This window comes from Methanobrevibacter olleyae (genome assembly GCF_900114585.1).
In the GTDB taxonomy this organism is placed as follows: domain Archaea; phylum Methanobacteriota; class Methanobacteria; order Methanobacteriales; family Methanobacteriaceae; genus Methanobrevibacter; species Methanobrevibacter olleyae.
Map to the genome: position 1 here is coordinate 1 of NZ_FOTL01000036.1, position 21187 is coordinate 21187.

Annotated in this window: 21 protein-coding genes and 1 pseudogene; 13 read left to right on the plus strand and 9 right to left on the minus strand. The window is 26.3% G+C overall.

Annotated elements, in window-relative coordinates; all coding sequences use genetic code 11:
• The coding region (locus BM020_RS09650; protein ID WP_327037168.1) for a transposase at positions 1 to 324 on the plus strand (324 nt) is incomplete at its 5' end.
• A gap of 169 nt (positions 325 to 493) precedes the next feature.
• Positions 494 to 1855 (plus strand): DNA primase large subunit PriL, encoded by a 1362-nt coding sequence (gene priL / locus BM020_RS08435; RefSeq protein WP_074798877.1) that lies wholly within the window; start codon positions 494 to 496, stop codon positions 1853 to 1855.
• Between the two features lie 155 nt (positions 1856 to 2010).
• Here priL and BM020_RS08440 read toward each other — a convergent pair whose 3' ends face one another.
• On the minus strand, positions 2011 to 2511 hold the full coding sequence (locus BM020_RS08440; RefSeq protein ID WP_143743987.1) for a hypothetical protein: 501 nt from the start codon (positions 2509 to 2511) through the stop codon (positions 2011 to 2013).
• Between the two features lie 296 nt (positions 2512 to 2807).
• Here BM020_RS08440 and priS point away from each other — a divergent pair, with 296 nt between their 5' ends.
• From priS to thpR, 7 genes are all read left to right on the plus strand, one after another.
• Entirely contained in the window at positions 2808 to 3800 is a 993-nt protein-coding gene (gene priS, locus BM020_RS08445; RefSeq protein ID WP_074798879.1) for a DNA primase catalytic subunit PriS, read from the plus strand.
• Between the two features lie 96 nt (positions 3801 to 3896).
• The gene (locus tag BM020_RS08450; RefSeq protein WP_074798880.1) at positions 3897 to 4256 is read left to right on the plus strand and encodes a hypothetical protein; all 360 of its coding nucleotides are present in this window, start codon (positions 3897 to 3899) and stop codon (positions 4254 to 4256) included.
• Positions 4257 to 4960: 704 nt separating this feature from the next.
• Complete coding sequence (locus BM020_RS08455; RefSeq protein ID WP_067146036.1) at positions 4961 to 5371, plus strand: PH domain-containing protein; 411 nt, start codon at positions 4961 to 4963, stop codon at positions 5369 to 5371.
• 240 nt (positions 5372 to 5611) lie between these two features.
• Positions 5612 to 6862, plus strand: a complete 1251-nt coding sequence (sstT, locus tag BM020_RS08460) for a serine/threonine transporter SstT (RefSeq protein WP_067146038.1) — start codon at positions 5612 to 5614, stop codon at positions 6860 to 6862.
• Positions 6863 to 7071: 209 nt separating this feature from the next.
• A complete protein-coding gene (locus BM020_RS08465) occupies positions 7072 to 7554 on the plus strand; it encodes a methyltransferase family protein (RefSeq protein ID WP_067146040.1) in 483 nt (160 codons plus the stop codon).
• Positions 7555 to 7847: 293 nt separating this feature from the next.
• Complete coding sequence (gene cca, locus BM020_RS08470; RefSeq protein WP_074798881.1) at positions 7848 to 9332, plus strand: CCA tRNA nucleotidyltransferase; 1485 nt, start codon at positions 7848 to 7850, stop codon at positions 9330 to 9332.
• A gap of 21 nt (positions 9333 to 9353) precedes the next feature.
• Entirely contained in the window at positions 9354 to 9926 is a 573-nt protein-coding gene (thpR, locus tag BM020_RS08475; protein ID WP_143743988.1) for an RNA 2',3'-cyclic phosphodiesterase, read from the plus strand.
• 89 nt (positions 9927 to 10015) lie between these two features.
• Here the strand turns inward: thpR and BM020_RS08480 are convergent, their stop codons facing one another.
• The 6 genes from BM020_RS08480 to BM020_RS08505 all read right to left on the minus strand — a co-directional run bounded on the left by BM020_RS08480 (position 10016) and on the right by BM020_RS08505 (position 15031).
• Positions 10016 to 10525, minus strand: a complete 510-nt coding sequence (locus BM020_RS08480; protein ID WP_067146043.1) for a nitroreductase family protein — start codon at positions 10523 to 10525, stop codon at positions 10016 to 10018.
• Position 10526: 1 nt separating this feature from the next.
• Complete coding sequence (locus tag BM020_RS08485; RefSeq protein WP_074798882.1) at positions 10527 to 11447, minus strand: SLAC1 family transporter; 921 nt, start codon at positions 11445 to 11447, stop codon at positions 10527 to 10529.
• A gap of 292 nt (positions 11448 to 11739) precedes the next feature.
• The gene (locus BM020_RS08490) at positions 11740 to 12042 is read right to left on the minus strand and encodes a putative quinol monooxygenase (RefSeq protein WP_067146052.1); all 303 of its coding nucleotides are present in this window, start codon (positions 12040 to 12042) and stop codon (positions 11740 to 11742) included.
• A 209-nt stretch (positions 12043 to 12251) separates the two neighbouring features.
• The gene (npdG, locus tag BM020_RS08495; RefSeq protein WP_067146054.1) at positions 12252 to 12938 is read right to left on the minus strand and encodes an NADPH-dependent F420 reductase; all 687 of its coding nucleotides are present in this window, start codon (positions 12936 to 12938) and stop codon (positions 12252 to 12254) included.
• Positions 12939 to 13394: 456 nt separating this feature from the next.
• On the minus strand, positions 13395 to 14333 hold the full coding sequence (locus BM020_RS08500) for a 3-hydroxyacyl-CoA dehydrogenase (RefSeq protein ID WP_067146056.1): 939 nt from the start codon (positions 14331 to 14333) through the stop codon (positions 13395 to 13397).
• A 242-nt stretch (positions 14334 to 14575) separates the two neighbouring features.
• A complete protein-coding gene (locus BM020_RS08505; protein WP_067146058.1) occupies positions 14576 to 15031 on the minus strand; it encodes a MarR family winged helix-turn-helix transcriptional regulator in 456 nt (151 codons plus the stop codon).
• A gap of 624 nt (positions 15032 to 15655) precedes the next feature.
• On the opposite strand from BM020_RS08505, the gene BM020_RS08510 reads away from it, so the two are divergent.
• Positions 15656 to 16456 (plus strand): 2-amino-3,7-dideoxy-D-threo-hept-6-ulosonate synthase, encoded by an 801-nt coding sequence (locus tag BM020_RS08510; RefSeq protein ID WP_067146060.1) that lies wholly within the window; start codon positions 15656 to 15658, stop codon positions 16454 to 16456.
• Positions 16457 to 16533: 77 nt separating this feature from the next.
• The gene (locus BM020_RS08515) at positions 16534 to 17664 is read left to right on the plus strand and encodes a 3-dehydroquinate synthase II (protein ID WP_074798883.1); all 1131 of its coding nucleotides are present in this window, start codon (positions 16534 to 16536) and stop codon (positions 17662 to 17664) included.
• A gap of 197 nt (positions 17665 to 17861) precedes the next feature.
• On the opposite strand, the gene BM020_RS08520 is transcribed toward BM020_RS08515, so the two are convergent.
• Positions 17862 to 18383: a nitroreductase family protein gene (locus tag BM020_RS08520; protein WP_074798884.1), complete on the minus strand. Its 522-nt coding sequence runs from the start codon at positions 18381 to 18383 to the stop codon at positions 17862 to 17864.
• Between the two features lie 219 nt (positions 18384 to 18602).
• On the opposite strand from BM020_RS08520, the gene hemL reads away from it, so the two are divergent.
• Both hemL and BM020_RS08530 read left to right on the plus strand, forming a co-directional pair.
• Positions 18603 to 19868, plus strand: a complete 1266-nt coding sequence (hemL, locus tag BM020_RS08525) for a glutamate-1-semialdehyde 2,1-aminomutase (RefSeq protein ID WP_067146064.1) — start codon at positions 18603 to 18605, stop codon at positions 19866 to 19868.
• 265 nt (positions 19869 to 20133) lie between these two features.
• Positions 20134 to 20676, plus strand: a complete 543-nt coding sequence (locus BM020_RS08530) for a flavodoxin family protein (protein ID WP_067146066.1) — start codon at positions 20134 to 20136, stop codon at positions 20674 to 20676.
• Between the two features lie 180 nt (positions 20677 to 20856).
• Here the strand turns inward: BM020_RS08530 and BM020_RS09655 are convergent.
• Positions 20857 to 21187, minus strand: a pseudogene (locus BM020_RS09655) (IS5/IS1182 family transposase); the annotation flags it as partial.

The window sequence follows — 21187 nt, forward strand, 5'->3', positions numbered from 1 at the left end:
ACAAAGAAATATCAACCTCATTATTTCTTAGCAGACAGAGCTTATGATTCTGAAGAAATAAGAAAATGTATTAATGAAGAAACTTTAGCTTTTGAGCAAATACCACTTAAAACAAGAGCCAAAAATGGTCATTATCGTTTAAATAGTTCAACAATTTTCAGACCTAAGATCTATTCTAGAAGAATGAATGTTGAAAGTGTAATTTTTGTTATAAAGCAAATATTTTCAGGTATAAACTTTTCACGCAACGATAAATTACGTAATAAAGAAACCAAGCTAAAAGATGTTTTATATAATTTCTACAGGCATGTACAAATCTTTTAAAAAAGGTTTCTACAAGGCTAAAAATATTTTAAAATTTATAAAAAATTATTTAAATGTATTGAATTATACTATAATATATAAAAATACCATTTTTTTTTAAAATTAAAATAAAGTATTATAAACATTATTTTACTATATGGCTTTTGAAGTGGTTATTAGGAGTAAGAACATGGTTTTAGTTTCATATTTAAATCCATTATCTGAGGAAGGAAGAGGCATTGTTAGAACTCTTGGAGGTCTTGAAGAGATTTCCTTAGATAATAATGACTTAATGAATATTGTTATTCATACTAATCGTCAAACTATTTCTAATCAAGATGTTGTTCCTGAAACCATTGTAGATTTAGCTATTAACCGTATTAAATGGTATATTGAACGTAAAAATAATAAAGAATTCAATCCAAATGATTATAGCTACTTTTTTAATGAAGCTATTGCAGAATATGATACAATAGCTTTTCATATACTGGCTCAAGCTATTGCAAATAAATTTAGGCCAGGTTCTCGTGAGGTAAAATTATTTGTTGAGTCTCAAGGATTGATGATTGAGGATAGATTAACTAAACTTCCATTATCCGATAGAAAAGAGCTTGTAGAAGAAATTCTAAGTGATCTACTTATTCAAGATGGAATTAAATGGTCTTTTTTAAAGGATTTAATAGCTACTAAAAAATTATCTTTAACTGATTTGGTATTAGAAAATGGAGAAATAGTTTTAGATAGGGAAGAATTTGTTAATACATTTGATGATAAATTTAGTGATAGGTCTCCTGAGAGAGTTTACGATATTTTAATCGGGGATAATCTTAGAGAATTGATTTTAACTAAATTATTGATGCAGAATACTGAAAATTATATTAAATCTATTCAAGACCAATTAAGCATGGTTGAAATGCATCCGGCTATTGTTGAATTAGGTGAAATGCTAGATGAAACTATTACAGAAACTCTAGCTCGCTATAGTACTTTTTATGCTAGTGGTGGAACTTATGGCAATATGGAAATTGGTAAGCTTATTAAAGAAGCTTTTCCTCCATGTATTGCAAATACTGTTGAGGGTGTTTCCTCTGGTGGAAGAAATGATGCGATTGTACTGCTTTTAACCTCTTTTGTATCTTATGCAAGGCTATATCCAGGTATATTTGCATCAGATAGAACGGTAAAGGTTTCAGATATTGATACAAATTTAAATATAACTTTAAATGAGATTTTGCCCCTCATTTATGAAGCTGCAGATAACTGTAACCCTCCTTTATTTGAAGATCAACCTCAAGAAAAGATAAATATTATTTCAAAATTAGGCTTTGGAATGCATGATGAAGTAAATCTTGAAAATGAAGGTGAAACAAAATGGTATACTCCAATGAGTTGTGAAAAGATCAAAATGCATCTTCCACAACTTTGTAGAGAAAATAAGGATTGTGCTAAGATTAATAATCCATTGAGTTATTATTCAAGAAAAAAATGGATAATTGCTAAAAATGGAGAATTATCCTCTAAAAAAGCTTCAAGTGAAGATTCTGCTGATTAGTCTGTTTTTTAAATTATTTTTAAAATTTTATTATTTTCTACCATTTCCTATTTATAAGTTTTTTTTTAATGATCTTGATTATTTTTTTATTTTTATTTTTATTTTAGTATGTATAATCCTCTTCATGATTTTGATTATTTTTTTTTTTTTTTATTTTAGTATGTATAATCCTCTTCATCATAGTATTTTAAGATTATGGAATGTTCAAAGTCTTGATAATTGCTAAAGCGATACTCTTCATAATTTTCAATTAAAATTTTTAATTGCCTTTCTTTTTCATCAATTGATTCAATATTACAAAATTCGCTGAATAATTCTGGATTATATGAATCAAAATATTCATCTTCTTCTTTTTCTAATTTAAAATCAAGAAATTTTTCATACTCTTCACTATCTAATAAGTCTTCTATATCAAATAAGTCTTCTTCTTGTTCAATTTTATAAAGTTCAATATGTTCACTATCATAGCTCATATCAAGTAATTCGTTGTTATTTAATCTGATTCCTTGAATTTTACCTGTTTTTAAGTTAATAATTGTTTTACCAGTTGATTCATAGGCAATCCAATTATCTAATGCAGGTTCTATAATTTCCCTTATACTTAAACTTTCAAAAAGCCTTCTAATCTCCTCTTCACTTAGCATTTTATTCCTCATTTTTGCTCTGTTTATAGCTATTTTTCAATTATAATAAGTTTTAAGTATTATATAAATCATAAATATTTTTACATATAATAATATTTATTTAATTATATTAAAAACTTTATTTAATCAATAAAAATTCTTAAAATTAAAAATTATTTTTTTTAAAATTTATTATATTCTTTAAGATAGCCTTTAAAATATTCTTTAAGATATTCTTTAAGATATTCTTTAAGATATTCTTTAAGATATTCTTTAAGATAGCCTTTAAGATATTCTTTAAAAATTATAATTTTTATTATGGTGATTTTATGTTTGGAACATCTACTATTCAAGAAAGGAGAAGATATTATAGGGAGGAATGGTCTGAAAAGGACTTACCTGATTTTATCTCAAATGGAATCACTAAAAGAGAATTTGGATTTGACCATTTAGGTCATGGTCCTAATGATAGATATAAAGTTTTTAAAGGTACAGATACTCTTAAGAGATTTTTAAGATATAAAGCTCCATTTGCAGCATACATATCTGTATCATTTTATGCAAATCCTCACAAACGTGGGGGATGGGAAAAAGCAGAATATGTATTTGATATTGATGCAAAAGATTTACCTATCCGTTCATGTAATTGTGATGGAGTTTGTGAGATATGTTTAGGTGAAGCTCTTGAGAGAGTAAATGCTATCTTAGATGATTTAAAAGGTGATTTGGGCCTTAAAGATATTCATATTATTTATTCTGGAAGAGGATTCCACATAAGAATACTTGATCCTATTATGATGGAAGCAAATAGTGAATTAAGGGGAGAAGTATTAAAATATGTAGCAGGAGCTGAAGTTCCAAAAGCACAATATCCCAATATTGTTCCAGGTGGAAAACCTTATAATTTTGAGCATTTTTCTATTCCTATAGCTTATCCAGCTATTTTCACTGAAAAAGTGAAATACAATATTCTTCATTTAAGAGGAGATGAAGAATTAGATGGTATAAATAACCGTTTATTAAAGGATTTAGTAAAATATAAGAATTATCTTTATGAAGATGATTGGGGTTCATTTAAAAAGAACATTGGGCCAAGAAGATATAAAGATATGGTTAATGCTATGGCAAGAGTTAACTTAGCAACCATAGATGCAAAGGTTACAATAGATTTAAAGAGAATCTTAAGACTTCCAAGTTCTCTTCACTCTAAAGTTAGTATGAAATGTGTTGAGGTTAAAAACCCAGAAACATTTGACCCTTTTAAATATGCTGTACCTAAGTTTGTATATGAAAGAAAAGATGAAAATATTGCTGAGAACTAATTATTTCAGTATATAGTAATTTTTAATCATTAATAAATTTAATTAAAATTTATTATTTTTATTAATTCTATTAATTTATATTAAAGGAGGTTCAATATGGATAAAAAACTTATAATTAGCCTTATTCTAGCATTAATAGCTATAATCATTATTGGTTTTCTTGCTTTGAATTTTGTTCCTACTGGTAATGATACCGATTTAAATATCAGTAATAATTCAACAAATGGTACAATAATAATCTCACAAGATTCAATTAATGATAATGTTTCTGATGGTGGTAAATTAAATGATACTAATTCAAGTTCAAATATCACCGATTCAGGGGATATTCTACATAAACAAATATTTACTGTTTCAGAAAATGAAACAGGCCAAAATGAAGGAATGGAACCTGGAACCTATATAATGTACTATACAGAAAATGATGGCCCTATAAAAGTTGAAAAAATATCTTAATATTCTACTTTTATTTTTTCTTATTTTTTTATTTTATTCTGTAGCTATTTTCTAATTATTTTCTAATTATTTTGTAATATTAATTTATAGTTATTATATTTTTATAAAAATTATCATAAGTTAATATTATTTAAAAAAATTTATTTTATATAATTATTTCTTTAAAATAACCTATTTTATTAATTCATTGAAAATAAATTAATTTACTATCTTATTATAATTTTATTTTTTAATATTTTTTTTAATTTGTAATGCTTATAATAGAAAACTTTATATATTATTACAAAGATATTACACGATTTTTAAAAAATGAAAATTTAAAACTTGTTAACATATGGAAATGGTGGCATTTATAGGTGGGTAAATCTAATTGAATAGCATATTATGTGGATATAGACAAATAATAACCCTTTTTAGGCTTATTAATTACTTGCATATTTTCTATAAGGATACTAAGTTGTGATGAGCTTATTCTTTCATTATAACTAAAATTTTTTTATCTTTTCTATTTTTTTCAGTGATATATTTTATATTTTTTAAATTCTATTTTTGTTAATAGTTTTTCTTAAAAATCAAGTATAACAAAATATAAATAAAATAAATAATAAATAGTTTTTTTTAGTAATTAATTGATTTACTTAAAAACATTAATTATTAAATGTTAGATAATCATTATTAATCATTTAATCAATATAGGTGGAATTATGGGTTTATTTGATAAAGTTGTAGGTCATGCTGAAATTGGTGGGGACACTAGTACTGTAGAAGAGTTTCTCTTTCCTGGTGAAGAAATTATTCAATCTTTCCATTTCTTAAGAGATTCTATTGTCTTAACAAACTTGGGTATTTATGTTGTAGATGTTCAAGGTTTAAGTGGCAGTAAGGTAGAAACTAAGTTTTTCCCTAAAAAAACTATTAAAACTATTGCTTTTGAAACTGCAGGAACTCTTGATATGGATGTAGATATTAAAATTGGTGTAGATAATAATCCTGTTGTTCTTGTGGAAGGTGGATCTGTAAATGTGCCAATAGAATTTAAAGTTCCTAGAGCACAAGCAGAAGAAGCTAAAAAAATTATACATCTTGTAAAAGAACATTATTTATTAATTAAATAATATTATCTTATTTATTATCTTAATTTCATTTTTATTTATTTTTTCTAGTTTTTCTTTTTTATAATCCCTAAATCTATTTAATTATAATAAGTTTTTTATAGATTCATTTCATTAAGTGTTAATATGGTTCATAACATATTAAGTTATTTATTAAATTGTTGATTTTTATTAATTATATAAAAAATAGATAATTAAAAAATTAGTAGTATAATTATTTTCATGATTTTTTAGAGGAATTTTATGAATAATTTTATTAAAAAATGGACTGAATCAAGTCTAATATTAAAAATACTTATTGGTTTAATTATTGGAGTTATTTTAGGGCTTACTATTCCACAAATTGATATGCTTGGACTTCCAGGTAAATTATTTGTAAGTGCTTTAAAAGCTATTGCTCCTATTCTTGTTTTTGTATTAGTAGCTTCAGCTTTATCTAAGGCTGGAGAAGGAATTGGTAGACGATTTAGAACTGTTATTATTTTATATATTTTTTCAACATTCTTATCTGCTATGGTTGCAGTAACTGGAAGTTTTTTATTCCCAGTTACAATGCACCTTAAACAAGCTGATGAAATTATAGCTCCTAGCGGATTAGGTGAAGTTATAAGTAATATGCTTCTAAATATTTTTACAAATCCTTTATTGTCATTATCCCAAGGAGATTATCTGGGAATTTTATTCTGGGCAATTGTATTTGGTATTTGTTTAAAGAAAGTTGCAAGTAGCAATACAAAAAATCTCCTTTCTGACTGTGCTGATGCAATCAGTATGATTGTAAGAGGAATTATTCAATTTGCTCCTATTGGTATTATGTCCCTTGTATTTAGTGCTGTATCTGAAAGTGGCTTAAGTATTTTTATTCAATATGGTCAATTAATTTTACTGCTTGTTGCTTGTATTGCAACAGTAGCTTTAATTACAGATCCTCTTATTGTAGCGATTGCATTAAGGCGTAATCCCTATCCACTTGTTTTTACTTGTTTAAAAGAAAGTGGTATTACTGCATTCTTTACACGGAGTTCTGCTGCGAATATTCCAGTTAATATGGGCCTTTGTGAAAAGTTGGGTCTTGATAAGGACTTCTATTCAATTAGTATTCCACTTGGAGCTACAATTAACATGGAAGGAGCAGCTATCACTATTACAATTATGACTTTAGCAGTATGTCATACGTTGGGGATTGCTGTGGATTTACCTACAACTATTGTTTTGTGTGTAATTTCCACATTAGCTGCAGCGGGATCTTCTGGGGTAGCTGGAGGTTCTTTATTGCTTATTCCAATGGCATGTTCCTTATTTGGAATACCTGCAGATATTTCTATGCAAGCTATTGCTGTTGGATTTATTATTGGTGTAATTCAAGACTCTGCTGAAACAGCTCTTAACTCAAGTGGAGATGCACTATTTTCAGCAACTGCAGAGTATCATGACAGAGCTAAAGTAGGTAAGGCAGTTAATTTCTTAGGTAAATTTGCTAAAAAAAGTGAATAATTAGTGATTTATTAATTTTAATAGATTTTTTTCTTTTTAAAAAAGTGAATAATTAGTGATTTATTAATTTTAATAGATTTTTTCTTTTTAATTTTTATTTTTTCTTTAACTATTTTTTATTATTTTTTTCTGTTCTGTTTTAAGTCATTTGATAAAAAATTTTTAGGCATACCAAAAAATTTATATTTATAGAACAACTATTTATTATTATGAAAAATGAAGAACATTTACCTATTTTAGGAGTAGGTCCTTTTATAATCATTCCAATAATTTTAATAAGTATTTTATCATTGGTATTTTCTTACTATGAAATTATTCCTTTATATCAAATTAAAGAATTAAATATTTTATTTTTTCTATTAGGAATCATTTTAGTTATAATGGGGATTATTTTATGGTTACTTGCAGTTGTTAATTCAAGAATATCTCAACAAATTATAAATAATAATCTAGTTACAAGTGGAGTTTACTCATATGTAAGACATCCCATATACTCTGCATTTCTTTTTATTTCAACTGGATTAATATTAATTTCACAGAATATTGCTCTATTCTTTCTACCAATAATTTATTGGTTGGCCTTAACTATTGCTATGATAAAAACAGAAGAAAGATGGTTACTCAAGAAATATGGTGATGAATATGTACAATATTCTAAAAAAGTAAATAGATTTATTCCTTTTTTTAACTAAACCTATTTCTAGTTATTTTTTTAAAATCTATTTAAATTATATTTTTTAAATAGCTTATTTTAGTTATTTTTTTTAAAACCTATCTAAGTTATATTTTTTAAATAGGCTATTTTTTTAAAACCTATCTAAGTTATATTTTTTAAATAGGCTATTTTTTAAGTTGTATTTTTTAAATATATTATTTACTAATTTAAAATAAATCTAAATTCTAAAATTATAAAACTAATAAAAATTATAATATAATTATTTAAGATGACATTATGATTTTAAGAAAAACTATAGGGAACTAAACAATGAATTATGAACTTATTTTAAAAGATTTAAAACCAAGTCAAGAGGAAATTGATGCAGTTAATAAAACAACTAAGAAAGTAATAAATTTCATTAATAAAACTTGCAAAGATGAAGGAATTAATGCTGAGGCTAAGGCTGTAGGTTCAGTTGCTAAAAATACTTGGTTAAGTGGTAAGTCTGATATAGATATTTTTATTAGTTTTCCTACTGATACAGATATAGATTTTCTTAAAGAAACTGGTATGGAATTAGCTTATAAAACTAGCAATGCTTTAAATGGTAAAGCTAGTGAGCATTATGCATCTCATCCTTATTTAACTTGTGATATTGATTGTTTTGAGGTAGATATAGTTCCTTGTTATAAAATAAATGAAGGAGATTCAATCATATCTGCAGTTGACAGAACTATTTTACATACTGAATATATAAAAAAGAATTTAAGCAAAAAACAAGAAGATGAAGTTCTATTACTTAAAAGGTTTATGGATGCTATTGGCACTTATGGTTCTGAATTTAAAACAGGGGGATTTGCAGGTTATTTATGTGAATTACTTATTTTAAAATATGGGACTTTTGAAAATACTTTAAGAAAGGCCCAATATTGGAGATTTCATACTATGCTAGATTTAGAAGACTTTAAAACAGCTAATAATAAAATCTTCAAAGATGATTCTCTTGTTTTCATTGATCCTACTGATAAAAATAGAAACGTTGGTGCTGCTTTAAGATTAGATAGAATGGTTGATTTTATAGTAGCCTCAAGAAACTTTATAGCTATTGTTGATGATGAATTATCTGATGATGAAAGGATGGAAAAGCTCATTAAATTCTTTAAACCCCTTCAAAAAGAGCACTTATTAAATAGATCTAATGAAGAAATAGCTAAATATATTGTAGATTTATTTAAAGATAGAGAAACTCAAACTTTGGTAGTTAAATTCCCTATTCCAGAAATGTCTGCTGATGCTCTTCATCCGCAATTAATTAAAACAGTTGATTCAATTTGTGAAAAACTAGATATGTCTGAGTTTTCTGTATTTAAATATGATTATTGGACTGATGAAGAGAAATCTGTTATCTTCACCATAGAACTCAATGTCTTTAAGCAAGGAAAATACTATATTCACAAAGGTCCTAAAGTTTGGCCTAAGAAGGCATATGATAATTTCAAACTTAAATGGGGTGACCTCCTATATCCTTTAGATGATTTTATGGTTCTTAGACGTGAGAGACAATTTAAAACAGCAAAAGACTTTATAATTCATATACTTAATTTAGAAAATATACATATAATCAAGGTTGGAAAGAATATAAAAGAAGCTATTTGTAATGATTATATTCTTCTTGAAATTGATGAATTTTTAAATGACTTAGATAGTCAGTTTGATTATAATATTTCTAATAAAAATAGTGAAGAATTAGCCTTTGATTATTTAAACAGTTTAGATGACTTTTTGAATCCGGGCCAATACATTAAAAGATGATGATTTGGGATTTAAGATAATATGAAAATGAAAGAATCTGAAACTATTAGAAGCTTTTTAGCTATTGAACTTGATAAGAGTTTAGTTCCTAAAATATTAGATGTTCAAAAGGAGTTTAAAAAGACTAATGCCAATATAAAGTATGTTCCTTCTGGAAATATGCATTTTACTTTAAAATTCTTTGGAAATATAGATTTGGCTATGGTTGATAATATTAACACTGTAGTTGCGAAAGTCATTAACAATTATTCTTCCTTTGATTTAAATATTAAAAAATGTGGTTGTTTTCCTAATAAAAATCTAATTAAAGTACTTTGGTTAGGTTTAGAAGATGGCTCTCCAATAAAAGACTTACAAAAAGATCTTGATAATGAGTTTAGAAAATTGGGATTTAAAAAAGAAAGAAATTTTATTTCTCATTTAACTATTGGAAGAGTAAAAAGCCCTAAAAATAAAAAAGAAATCCAAGATACAATTGAAAAATTAGAAGATATTGAAATTGGAGAAATGAGTGTATATAAGATTTCTTTAAAAAAGAGTACTTTAAGTCCCCAAGGACCAATCTATGAGGATATTAAAGTATTTGAATTATAAAATGACTTAATAGGATTTTTAATAAATTCTATCTATTTTAAATAGTATTATCATGATTTTTTAATAAATTTTAGCTATTTTAAATAGTATTAGTATGATTCATAATGGATTCTATCTTCTTTAAACCTGTTTTTTCCATGATAATCTTCTGTTGGATAACCTAAAACAATAACAGAGTAAGGATAGACATTTTCTGGAATATTGAAGTTTTCTTTTAAATAATTCACTCTCTCTTCATCAGGATACGTTCCAAGCCATACTGCACCAAGATCTTCTTCTACTGCTTGTAGCAATATATTTTGACTACAAGCTCCCATATCTTGTTGTATCCATTTGTAATCTTCAAATTTATCTGTGTATTCTTTGTTAAATAAGGTAATAATACAGCAAGCAGATGTTTTTGCAGGTTTAGAGTATAAGCTCATATTTTCTATTTTTTTGATTCCCTCTTTATTTTTAACTACTAAAAATTCCCAAGGTTGTGAATTGATTGCAGAAGGTGCTTGCATTCCTGCTTTTAAAAGTCTTATAATCTTTTCATCTTCAATTTCTTTATCTAAAAATTTTCTAATACTTTTTCTTTTAAAAATTATATTCATTTTAACACCTTTCATATTGTGCTTTTATTAAAAATTTCAAGTATTTATAGGATACTAATATTACTAAAATCAATGATATAATGGCTTGAATATAAAATAAATAGTTTAAAATACTTAATCCAAAGAATTTATAAATTTCACCTGTAGCTATTGTACTTATAACAAATGGAAATGTAAATGCTGAGAAACTTGGAAAGAATTGCATTTTTTCTATAAATATGAATTTTATTGCTTGATAAATTGAAAAAATATAAAAAATACATGCACATATGTAGGTAATACATAAGAAAATACTATTAATTGTTAATGAGTTCACGTATCCAACAATAAGGATTGAGAAAAGTGCAGTGTAAATACAAATGAATGGTTTATTTTTATCCTCTATCTGATTAAACTTAATGTATCTATATGCGACTAAAATGAGCGTTGGTATCATCAATATAAAACCAATTCCAAAGAAGATAAATCCATATTGTGATAAGTTAAATGCAGGTGCTGTTATTGCAGCCATTGTTATTCCAATATAAACAATCCACCAACTAGCAAATACATTTTCTACATTGAAATTATTTAAAACATAATTTTTACTAAAAACTATAAGAATTAATAGATGGATTATTATTCCTAAAATCCATATTCCTAAGGCAATATTTTGAGATATTGGTAAAAATAATGGTTTTAAATATGTACTAAAAAGCATTAGAGTCATTGAAAATGTACCAAATGTACTTAAGGCAATTAGATTATTTAGTTCGTTATAAAATCTATTAAAATATAAAACAAGTTTTAATATTATTAAAAATACTAATGTAGTTCCTATAATGAAAAATACATTACTAAAATCAGTAAATATTTTTCCTAGTGAAAAAATAGCTAATATTAAACCAGTAATTGCTAAGGGTAGATTTTTTATAATATTCATAATATTATTTTAAAAAAAGGGTTTAATAAAATTTATCTAATAACTTAATTTCATCGATAGTCTAGTATTGGAATTATTAGATTATTGAATTTTTTGATTAAAAATTATTAATATTAAAAAAGAGTATTCAGATAAGTAAAATAACTTATCTAATTAAAAGAAGGTTGTCAAAAGTTTTAGGTTTAAAAATAAAAATTTATTATTTATTTATAAATAAATAATTAAAAATAAATTTAAGCCTATAAAATTTTACAGTCCCATTAAATGTTAAAAATTTTAATAATGATTTAATCTATTCATATAAATTCAGCTCTTCAGCTGAGAGAACTTTAATTTCCATATCTTCAACATAATCTGCAGATTCTTTTGAGAATAATTTGAAATGTGGTGAAGCCAGGTGTTTACTTAAAGCTTCTACACTTTTCCATTCTTCTAGAAAGATGAATGTACTATCTTTTACTGATTTTAAGAATGTATAATCAATGTTTCCTTCTTCTTTAAGAGTTTCTTCTACTAATGATTCTGCAAGAGGAATTATATTTTCTTCTGTTCCTTCTTTAGGATAAAGTCTTGCCATAACTACAATAAAGCTCATAAAAAGTCTCCTTTAAATTTCTTATTTAAGAACTTATTCTACTTTTATTAAAAATTCATTATTTTGATTAAATTTTCTAAGCTAAAAATAATAAACTTTTTGATTATTTTTATTCTATTGTTATATAATGGTTTTTATTTATTTAAAAAAAGAGAAAAAAATTATTCTATAAAAATAGAATAATTAAATTTTGATGTGTTTTTATTTTTTTATTCATCTAATTTTGGAATTCCAGTAATTCTAAGTCCACCGTAATGGGATCTGTATTTAATGTTTAATCCAATTAGCAATGGGGTGATTTTTTCAATAATTCTTGCTTTTTCTAAAATTCCAGTATCAATGGTTCTTATGCCAGGGATTTTGTTAATAAGTTCTGCTGCAGTTTCTTTTGCTTCTTTGTCATCTCCTGCAATTAAACAATCACATTCAATCTCTTCTGGAATGTTAGATAAGTGGGAATTACTAATGTTACAGAATGCACAAATAACTTTTGCTCCAGTTCCATCAAGGATACTTGCGGTTCTTTCTGCTGCAGATCCTTCCATCAAGTCGATGAATCGGAATGGTTTTCCACCAATTGCAGTTTCTAATGGTACAGTTGCATCTAAAACAATTTTATCAGTACAGAATTCCTTAATTCCTTCTATAGTTGGCTTTTGTGCTGCAAGAGGTACAGTAAGGATTAAAATGTCCCCTTCTTTTGCTGCATCTTCGTTAGCCATACCACACATATTAGATAAGTTGTAGTCAGAATATTTTTCTTTTGCTTCTTCAACAACAGTCAATGCTTTTTCTTCTTTACGGGAACCAACAATAACTTCTACGCCTTCTATTGCTAATCTAAGAGCAATTCCCAAACCTTGTGGGCCAGTTCCACCTATTACACTTACAATCATATTATGTCTCCTAAAATATTGTATTTTCGTATAAAGTCTTTTGATATAATATCACTAATATTATATCTATAAGAGAATGTTTATAAATCTTTCTTTTTAGTTTATTATTTTTTTATTTAATCTGGTTAATGTTTAGTTAAAAATAAATTTATATGAATATATTTTTATTTTTTTTATTTTTATTTTTATTTTGTCAAATTATTAATTTAAAAAAAATCAATATTAACATTTAAATTAGAAAATTTAGTACAGTTTAATAAATAATCATATTTTTTCTTTTATAACAATAAATTCAAATAAAAAAATTATTAACTTAAAAGATTTAAAAAACTAAAAAAAAATAAAATTTAGTCTAATAATAAAAAAATAAAAAAAGAATAATGAAAAAATATTTAAATTAAGGATTAAATTATTTATAATTGTAGAATCCTTTTCTTGCATTGATTAGGGATTAAGTTATTTGTAATTGTAGAATCCTTTTCCTGCATTGATACCAGTTTCACCGGCATCTATTTTTTCTTTAAGTTTTAGAGCTATTTTTCCTTGGGTTGTTTCAGGGTCAGCTGATCTGGGATCCATAATTACAATATTATATGCAGTTATAAGTCCGACCACATCTAAAATTTGGAATGGTCCATTTGGTGCACCTGTAGCAAGTCTCCAAGTTAAATCAATTGTTTCAGGGTCTGCTACTTCATTTGCCCATAAAGCTTGACCTGCAGATAAGAATGGAACAAGTAAGGAATTTAAAATATATCCTGGTTGTTCTTTAAGTACTTTTAAAGGAACCATATTAATATCTTTTGCAAATTGGACTATTGCATCGAAGTACTCTTGTTTTGTTCCTGGATGTCCCATAACTTCCCCAGTATTTTGAGCCCAGATATTATTTGCAAAGTGTAATGCAAGATACTTTTCAGGTCTACCTGTGTATTCTGCAAATTGACTTGGGAGTAAAGTAGATGAGTTAGTTACAACAATTGTTTTTTCTGGAAGATGTTTTGCTAATTCTTCATAGAATGGGATTTTTTGATTAGGATCTTCTGCAATCGCTTCAATAACAAGGTCTGCATCATCTGCTGCTTCTTCATAGCTTGTTGTTAAGCTTAAGCTGTCAAAAGCTCTTTGAGCTTTTTCTTTTAATGCATCAATTTCTTCATCACTAAGGTCAGCTTTGTCTGTAAATCCTCTGCAATATGCAGATTTATCGCTTTTCATTGCCTCAAGTGTGTTAAGATAGATGTTTCTTAGTCTTTCGAATTTTGGCTTTGCTCTTTCAATTGAACCTTCACTTCTTAGCCAAACTGTTACATCAAAACCACAAAAAGCAGATTGATAAGCAATTTGACTACCTAATACTCCTCCACCAGCTACTACTACTTTTTTAATATTCATTTAAACCACCATTAGTCTTTATAAACTATATTTTTAGCAAATAAAACTTTAAAAACTGTTTTTTATTTATATTTTCTTTTTAGAGAAAATTTAATAAAATTGATGAGAAAATATAGTTTACTTGTATACTATTATTTAATTTAAAATATTTAAAATTTTTTAAATAATTCTTAATAAAATGAATATTTTTAAAAAAGCATATGGCAATCTGAATATTAATCAATTTTAAAAATAGCTTGTGATTATTGTTCATAATCATTTAATTCAGTAGATTTAAATGCTAAATCGATAAAGGTTTTAAAAAATTCATCATCTAAATCATCTAAACCCATTTTTTCTTCCCATTTATTATTTATCTCTTCGATAACTGGAATTAATTCTTTACCTTTTTTAGATAATCTTAAGAAATTATGTCTTTTATCTATTTTAGACTGTTCTTTAATAATGATTTTATTGGCTTCTAATTTCTTAATAGCTTTAGTAATAGCTCCCTTTGTAATATAAAAACTATCAGATAAATCCTTTTGGTTTAAATTCTCTTCATTATAAATTTTAAGCATACATAATACTTGAATCAAATTTAAATCATACTTTGCCAATGCATTGTTTAGATAGTTTTTATGATTTTTATGAAAAATAAATAAAAGGTCTCCTAAACGATTATAATCATAAAATCCGGAATTAGTTTTTTTTATCATCATTTTCTTCTTTATTAATACAATTATTTAAAAATAACTAAAGGGGGTTAATATTTTAATTTTAATTTTCCATTCATTAAAAGAATCTATATTTTAATTTTCCATTCATTAAAAAGATTTATATACTAAAAATAATATAATTAATATTGTATTTAAAAATACAATAATGTATAAAAATGTAGATTGATATCTAAAAATTATTATTAAATTTTAATAGAATTTTTCTATATTTTTTAAGTCTTTATTAAAATAAATTTTTAAAACTAATTATTAGATATTATGGGGGATGGATTTTAAACAAAAATATATAAATTATATTGAATAATATAATATATTATTTATAAATTGCAATAATGCACAAGTTATTATTTTATTAATTAGTCAATTTTGATAATTTAGATAAAAATAATAAATTTATTTATATTTCTGCAAAATATTATTTAATAATTACTTAATTTTGAATAGAGAATCATAGATTAAACAGAGAGCCATAGATTAAATAGATATCTATAGATTAAATAGAGAGTTATAGATTAAAAATTATATTAATTAATTAAATAATTCATAAATACAATTTATAATTAAAAAAAATTTATAATTAAAATATTTTAGGAGACTAATCTTATGACAGAAATAGGAAAAAGAATTCGTTTAGAGAGAATTTTCAATAGAAAAACTGGAAGAACAGTAATTGCTCCTATGGACCATGGCGTATCAAGTGGTCCAATTAAAGGAATAATTAATATGGACGAAACTGTTGAAAGTATCTCCCAAGGTGGAGCAAATGCAATATTAATGCACAAAGGTATTGTTGGAAGAGGACATAGAGGATATGGCAAAGATATAGGTCTTATTGTACACTTATCAGCAAGTACTTCACTAAGCCCAGATCCAAACAATAAAGTAACTGTAACAAGTGTAGAAAAAGCAATTCAATTAGGTGCAGATGCAGTATCTGTACATGTAAACATTGGTTCTGAAACTGAACCTGAAATGCTAATGGAACTTGGAGAAATCTCTGAAGCTTGTAGTTACTGGGGAATTCCACTTCTTGCAATGATGTACCCAAGAGGACAAAAGGTAGAAAATGAGCATGATGTGGAAATGGTAAAACATGCAGCACGTGTAGGTTCTGAATTTGGTGTTGATATTGTTAAAACTAATTATACTGGTGATCCGGACAGCTTTAGGGAAGTTGTAGAAGGTGCATTGGTACCTGTAGTTATTGCAGGAGGGCCAAAAGTAGAAACCGATAGGGAACTTTTAGAAATGGTAAGAGATTCTCTTGAAGTTGGAGGAGCAGGTGTTGCATTTGGAAGAAACCTTTTCCAAGCTAAAAACCCTGGAAAAATTACAAAAGCTATTTCAGAAGTCGTTCACAAAGATTTAGATGTTGAAGAAGCTTTAAAAATCCTTGATGATTGAATAAATTATATTTATTATTTAAAGATAGTATTACTAAAGTTTAGTTAACGATAAATACAAAATTAAGGAGATTAAATTTGCCAAATAAATTCGCTTGGATTATTTCCCCAAAAGCAAATTGGGATGATAAAAAAGAATTAATCACAATAGCACTTGAATCAGGAATTGACTATGTTCTTGATTTAGAAGATAGTGAAAACATTAGAAAGGTAGGAAACTTTAAAATCATTTCTAATGAAGAAGATGCTGATATATATTTAGTTGGTATAGGTGGTGAAGGAGATGGAACTCTTGAACTTAAGGACAATTTAAATGAATCAGTAGACCTATCAAAAGCAACTGAAGCAAAAAATAGTGGAAAAACTGTCTGTGCCTATATATTGATTAGTGATAAATTACATGAACAATTAGCAGTGGTTTTAGGGAAAGTTGTTGATTATATAATCCTTGTTGGAACAGACTGGACAATTATTCCTCTTGAAAATATTATTGCTGACTTACAAAAAGAAAATGTTAAACTTATAGCTGCTGCAGCTAATACAAATGAGGCAAAAGTAGCTATGGAAACGTTAGAAGTAGGTACCGATGGAGTAATATTTGAACCAAAAGACTTTGCACAAATTAAAGACATGGCTAATTTAATCGATAAACTTTCAACAGAAAGCTATGAATTAAAAGATTTAACAATTACAAAGGTAGAACCTGTTGGCTCAGGAGATAGGGTTTGTATTGACACAACTACTATGATGAAACCTGGAGAAGGTATGTTAATAGGATCTTATTCAAAAGCAATGTTCTTTATTCATAGTGAAAGTCTAGAAAGTGAATATGTTGCATCAAGACCATTTAGAGTCAATGCAGGTCCTGTTCAAGCTTATGTTATGGTTCCAGGCAATAAAACACGTTATCTATCAGAACTTGAAACTGGTGATGAAGTATTAATCATTGATGATGAAGGTAAAACTAAAAAATCTATTGTCGGTAGATCTAAAATAGAAAAAAGACCTTTACTTTTAATTGAAGCAGAATACGAAGATATGAAAATTAAATCATTAGTTCAAAATGCAGAAACCATAAGATTAGTTGATGAAAATAATGAACCAATTTCTGTTTCAGCTTTAAAGAAAGGAATGAAAGTTAAAGGATTTATTGACGATAGTGCAAGACATTTTGGTATGGCTATTGATGAGCAAATAATCGAGCAATAATCCCGACTTTTAAAGCAAGCTTTAAAAAAACCTTAGTCAAATCTCTTAACTGGTTGGAAATTTTGCTATTACGATAGTTTTTTATCTAATTTTTTTATTTTTTTATAGTTTTTATCTATTTTTATTCTTTTTTATAGTTTTTATCTATTTTTATTCTTTTTTATAGTTTTTATCTATTTTTATTCTTTTTTTATTATTTAACGGAGATAATGTACTTTTTCTTTATCAATATCTTCTATTTTATGTGCTTGTACTTCATGAAATGGAACTCCTAAAGCTAAAATTCCAACTATTCTAAAGTAATCATCAATTCCTAAAACTTTACGAACATAATCTTCAGAAGATTCATTACTTTTAGATTTTCTTAAATGAATTTGAACCCAACAACTTCCAATATATTGTTCTGTAGCCATTAAATGCATAAATGCTAGTGCAATTGATGAATCTTCTATCCAAGTGTCTGATACAAGTGTATTTGCTACAACAACAATAGCTTTATTTGCATTTTTTAAAAATTTAGAACTAGATTGTTTAGATTCGGATAATTTTTCTAAAACTTCTTTTTTATCAACTATTAAAAAACTACAAGGCTTCCTATTTCTACTTGTTGGAGCAAGTAAACCTGCTTGTAAGATTTTGTTTAATTTTTCTTTAGGAATTTCTTCATCTTTATATTTTCTTAAACTTCTTCTTTTAAGCATTATCTCTAATAAATCCATTTTATCATCCTTTTAAAAATCTATTTAATTATTGTTTTATTTTTTTTTAAATTAAAAAACATTATATTTTTTATAATATTAATTTTTTATTAAAATAGAAATAACTATTAATTAAAATAAATAAAATATATTATATCAATTTTATAAATAATTAAATCATTGATTTTAAAAATTATTGATTAAAATATTAATGAATTAAACTTATAAGGAATTATTAACATGAATTCAGAAGAATTATTCAAAATAAGTAAAAATATCATTCCTGGAGGAGTTAACTCTCCAGTACGTGCTTTTGAACCATATCCTTTCTTTGTAAAAGAAGCAAAGGGTTCTCATATTCTAGATATTGATGGAAATGATTATGTTGATCATTGTTTAGCTTATGGGCCTATATTATTAGGTCATAGTGATGAAGATGTAATGAATGATGTATATAATCAGATGCAAATAGGAACTGCCTATGGTGCTCCAAGTGAAAATGAACTTAAATTAGCTCAAGAGGTAATTGATAGAGTTCCTTGTGCTGAAATGGTTCGTTTTGTAAACTCAGGTACTGAAGCTACTATGGCAGCTATTAGACTTGCAAGAGGTTTTACAGGTAAAAATAAAATAGTTAAATTTGAAGGAGCTTATCATGGAGCTCATGATTATGTACTTGTAAAATCAGGTTCTGGTGCAGCATGTTTGCCTGATTCTGCAGGTATTCCAGAATCTACAACTCAAAATACTCTTTCTGTTCCGTTTAATGATGTGGAGGCATTAACACAACTGATTAAAGAAGAAGGAGAAAACATAGCTTGTATCATTGTAGAACCGGTTATGGGTAATATTGGCTGTGTAGAACCTACAGTTAAATACTTAAAATTCTTAAGAGAAATTACAGAAGAAAATGGCATAGTTTTAATCTTTGATGAGGTAATCACTGGTTTTAGACTATCTCATGGTGGTGCTCAAGAATATTATGGTATAAAACCAGATTTAGTAACCTTTGCTAAAGTTTTAGGTGGAGGATTTCCAATTGGAGCTTATGCTGGTAGAAAAGAGATTATGGAATTAATTGCACCTAATGGTCCAGTTTATCAAGCAGGTACATTTAGTGGAAACCCTATTTCAATCCAAGCAGGACTTTCTACTTTAAAGAAATTAGATTATCCATTTTATGGAGAATTATCTAGAAAAGGAGATTTATTAAGAAATAATATTTCAGATATTGTTGAAGATTTAAAATTAGATTTACAAGTTGTAGGTTTATCTTCAATGTTCCAAATTTATTTCAATCCAGATACTGTTTTAAATTATGAAATTGCTAAAAGATCTGATGTAAAAAGATTCTTAGTATACTTTAGGGACTTATTAAAGAATGGTGTATTTATACCACCAAGCCAGTTTGAATGTAATTTTATCTCAGGAGCTCACAGTGAAGAAGATTTAATAAAAACTTCAGAAGCTATTGAAAATGCTTTAAAGCTTGCTTGGGATTTGTAGTGTTTATTTGTAAGTGCTTTAAAGCTTGCTTGGGATTTGTAGTGTTTATTTGTAAGTGCTTTAAAGCTTGCTTGGGATTTGTAGTGTTTATTTCTAAGTGCTTTAAAGCTTGCTTAGGATAATTAATTATTTTTAATCTGAACTGAATTAATAGATTAACTTATTTAACTAAAAAAGCTTTATATAATTTGTAAAATAGATTATTTAATGAATTGATTTCATTTAAATTATTAAATTAGTTTAAATATTTTTGGGAGGAAAGAAAATGAAAATTATTGCATTACAAGGAAGTCCACGTATTGGTGGAAATTGTGACGTATTAATGGATGAAATGATTAAAGGTGCAGAAGAAAATGGTCATGAAGTAGTAAAACACTACCTTGAAAAAGAGGATATAGCATCATGTAAAGCATGTTTATTCTGTGCAGAAAACCCAGATTGTGTACGTGAGGATGATGGTAATAAAATCATTAATGAATTAGTTGCAGCTGATGGTGTAATCTTTGCAAGTCCTATTTACTACGGTCAAATGACTTCACAGGCTAAAACTATTATTGACCGTTTCTATGCAATCGGGCAAAATCCAGATAAAAGCTTAAGTGGTAAAGCAGCTCTTATTTTCACTGAAAACCAAGCTGAAGGAACTTACAAAGACTATATTGAATTAACTAAATTCTCTCCATTTACTTTTATGGGTTATGAAGTTATTGGTCATGTTGATGCTGGTACTGCTGGTCCTGCAGGTATCGTTGCAGAAGAACAAGAAGACAAATTAAAAGAAGCTTATGAATTAGGTAAACAATTTTAACTCCAACTTTCCATTGCACTCAGCATGTAAAATTTAGATTAAAAAATTTTTCTAATTCTTTTTTTACTTATTTTCTCTTATTTTTCCTAATTTTATTTTCTATTAAATTATTTTTACACTATTTTCTAATTTTATTTTCTATTAAATTATTTTTACACTATTTTTAGGGTCCTAGATTTTTTACATTTCTGCAAGCTTTTGTAGGGCTGTTTTTGTAGTGTAGCCTTGTAATGTGATGAGCCCTGCTAAAAATACATTTAAATATACGGTTCTTTTTACTGAATCATGTGTATATTTGTGTATATTCTCTCATGTTGAGTCCATCTTTGCATAATTTGAAGAAGTCTTCTATTTTACCCCTTATTGGTTTATATTTTTCCCAATTGTTTATTTTTTCTAAAAATTCGTTTTTTAGTCTTTTTAATAGTTTTTTAATCTTTTCTGTGTTCTTTTTTGGGTTAAATATCTCTAATTTGTAGTTGAATATTTGATTTAATTTTTTCATTTTCAT

Bases quoted from the DNA above. Each gene is read 5' to 3' on its own strand.
- priL (WP_074798877.1), top strand. From the start codon at position 494: ATGGTTTTAGTTTCATATTTAAATCCATTATCTGAGGAAGGAAGAGGC.
- BM020_RS08440 (WP_143743987.1), bottom strand. From the start codon at position 2,511: ATGAGGAATAAAATGCTAAGTGAAGAGGAGATTAGAAGGCTTTTTGAA.
- priS (WP_074798879.1), top strand. From the start codon at position 2,808: ATGTTTGGAACATCTACTATTCAAGAAAGGAGAAGATATTATAGGGAG.
- BM020_RS08450 (WP_074798880.1), top strand. From the start codon at position 3,897: ATGGATAAAAAACTTATAATTAGCCTTATTCTAGCATTAATAGCTATA.
- BM020_RS08455 (WP_067146036.1), top strand. From the start codon at position 4,961: ATGGGTTTATTTGATAAAGTTGTAGGTCATGCTGAAATTGGTGGGGAC.
- sstT (WP_067146038.1), top strand. From the start codon at position 5,612: ATGAATAATTTTATTAAAAAATGGACTGAATCAAGTCTAATATTAAAA.
- BM020_RS08465 (WP_067146040.1), top strand. From the start codon at position 7,072: ATGAAAAATGAAGAACATTTACCTATTTTAGGAGTAGGTCCTTTTATA.
- cca (WP_074798881.1), top strand. From the start codon at position 7,848: ATGAATTATGAACTTATTTTAAAAGATTTAAAACCAAGTCAAGAGGAA.
- thpR (WP_143743988.1), top strand. From the start codon at position 9,354: ATGAAAATGAAAGAATCTGAAACTATTAGAAGCTTTTTAGCTATTGAA.
- BM020_RS08480 (WP_067146043.1), bottom strand. From the start codon at position 10,525: ATGAATATAATTTTTAAAAGAAAAAGTATTAGAAAATTTTTAGATAAA.
- BM020_RS08485 (WP_074798882.1), bottom strand. From the start codon at position 11,447: ATGAATATTATAAAAAATCTACCCTTAGCAATTACTGGTTTAATATTA.
- BM020_RS08490 (WP_067146052.1), bottom strand. From the start codon at position 12,042: ATGAGCTTTATTGTAGTTATGGCAAGACTTTATCCTAAAGAAGGAACA.
- npdG (WP_067146054.1), bottom strand. From the start codon at position 12,938: ATGATTGTAAGTGTAATAGGTGGAACTGGCCCACAAGGTTTGGGAATT.
- BM020_RS08500 (WP_067146056.1), bottom strand. From the start codon at position 14,333: ATGAATATTAAAAAAGTAGTAGTAGCTGGTGGAGGAGTATTAGGTAGT.
- BM020_RS08505 (WP_067146058.1), bottom strand. From the start codon at position 15,031: ATGATAAAAAAAACTAATTCCGGATTTTATGATTATAATCGTTTAGGA.
- BM020_RS08510 (WP_067146060.1), top strand. From the start codon at position 15,656: ATGACAGAAATAGGAAAAAGAATTCGTTTAGAGAGAATTTTCAATAGA.
- BM020_RS08520 (WP_074798884.1), bottom strand. From the start codon at position 18,383: ATGGATTTATTAGAGATAATGCTTAAAAGAAGAAGTTTAAGAAAATAT.
- hemL (WP_067146064.1), top strand. From the start codon at position 18,603: ATGAATTCAGAAGAATTATTCAAAATAAGTAAAAATATCATTCCTGGA.
- BM020_RS08530 (WP_067146066.1), top strand. From the start codon at position 20,134: ATGAAAATTATTGCATTACAAGGAAGTCCACGTATTGGTGGAAATTGT.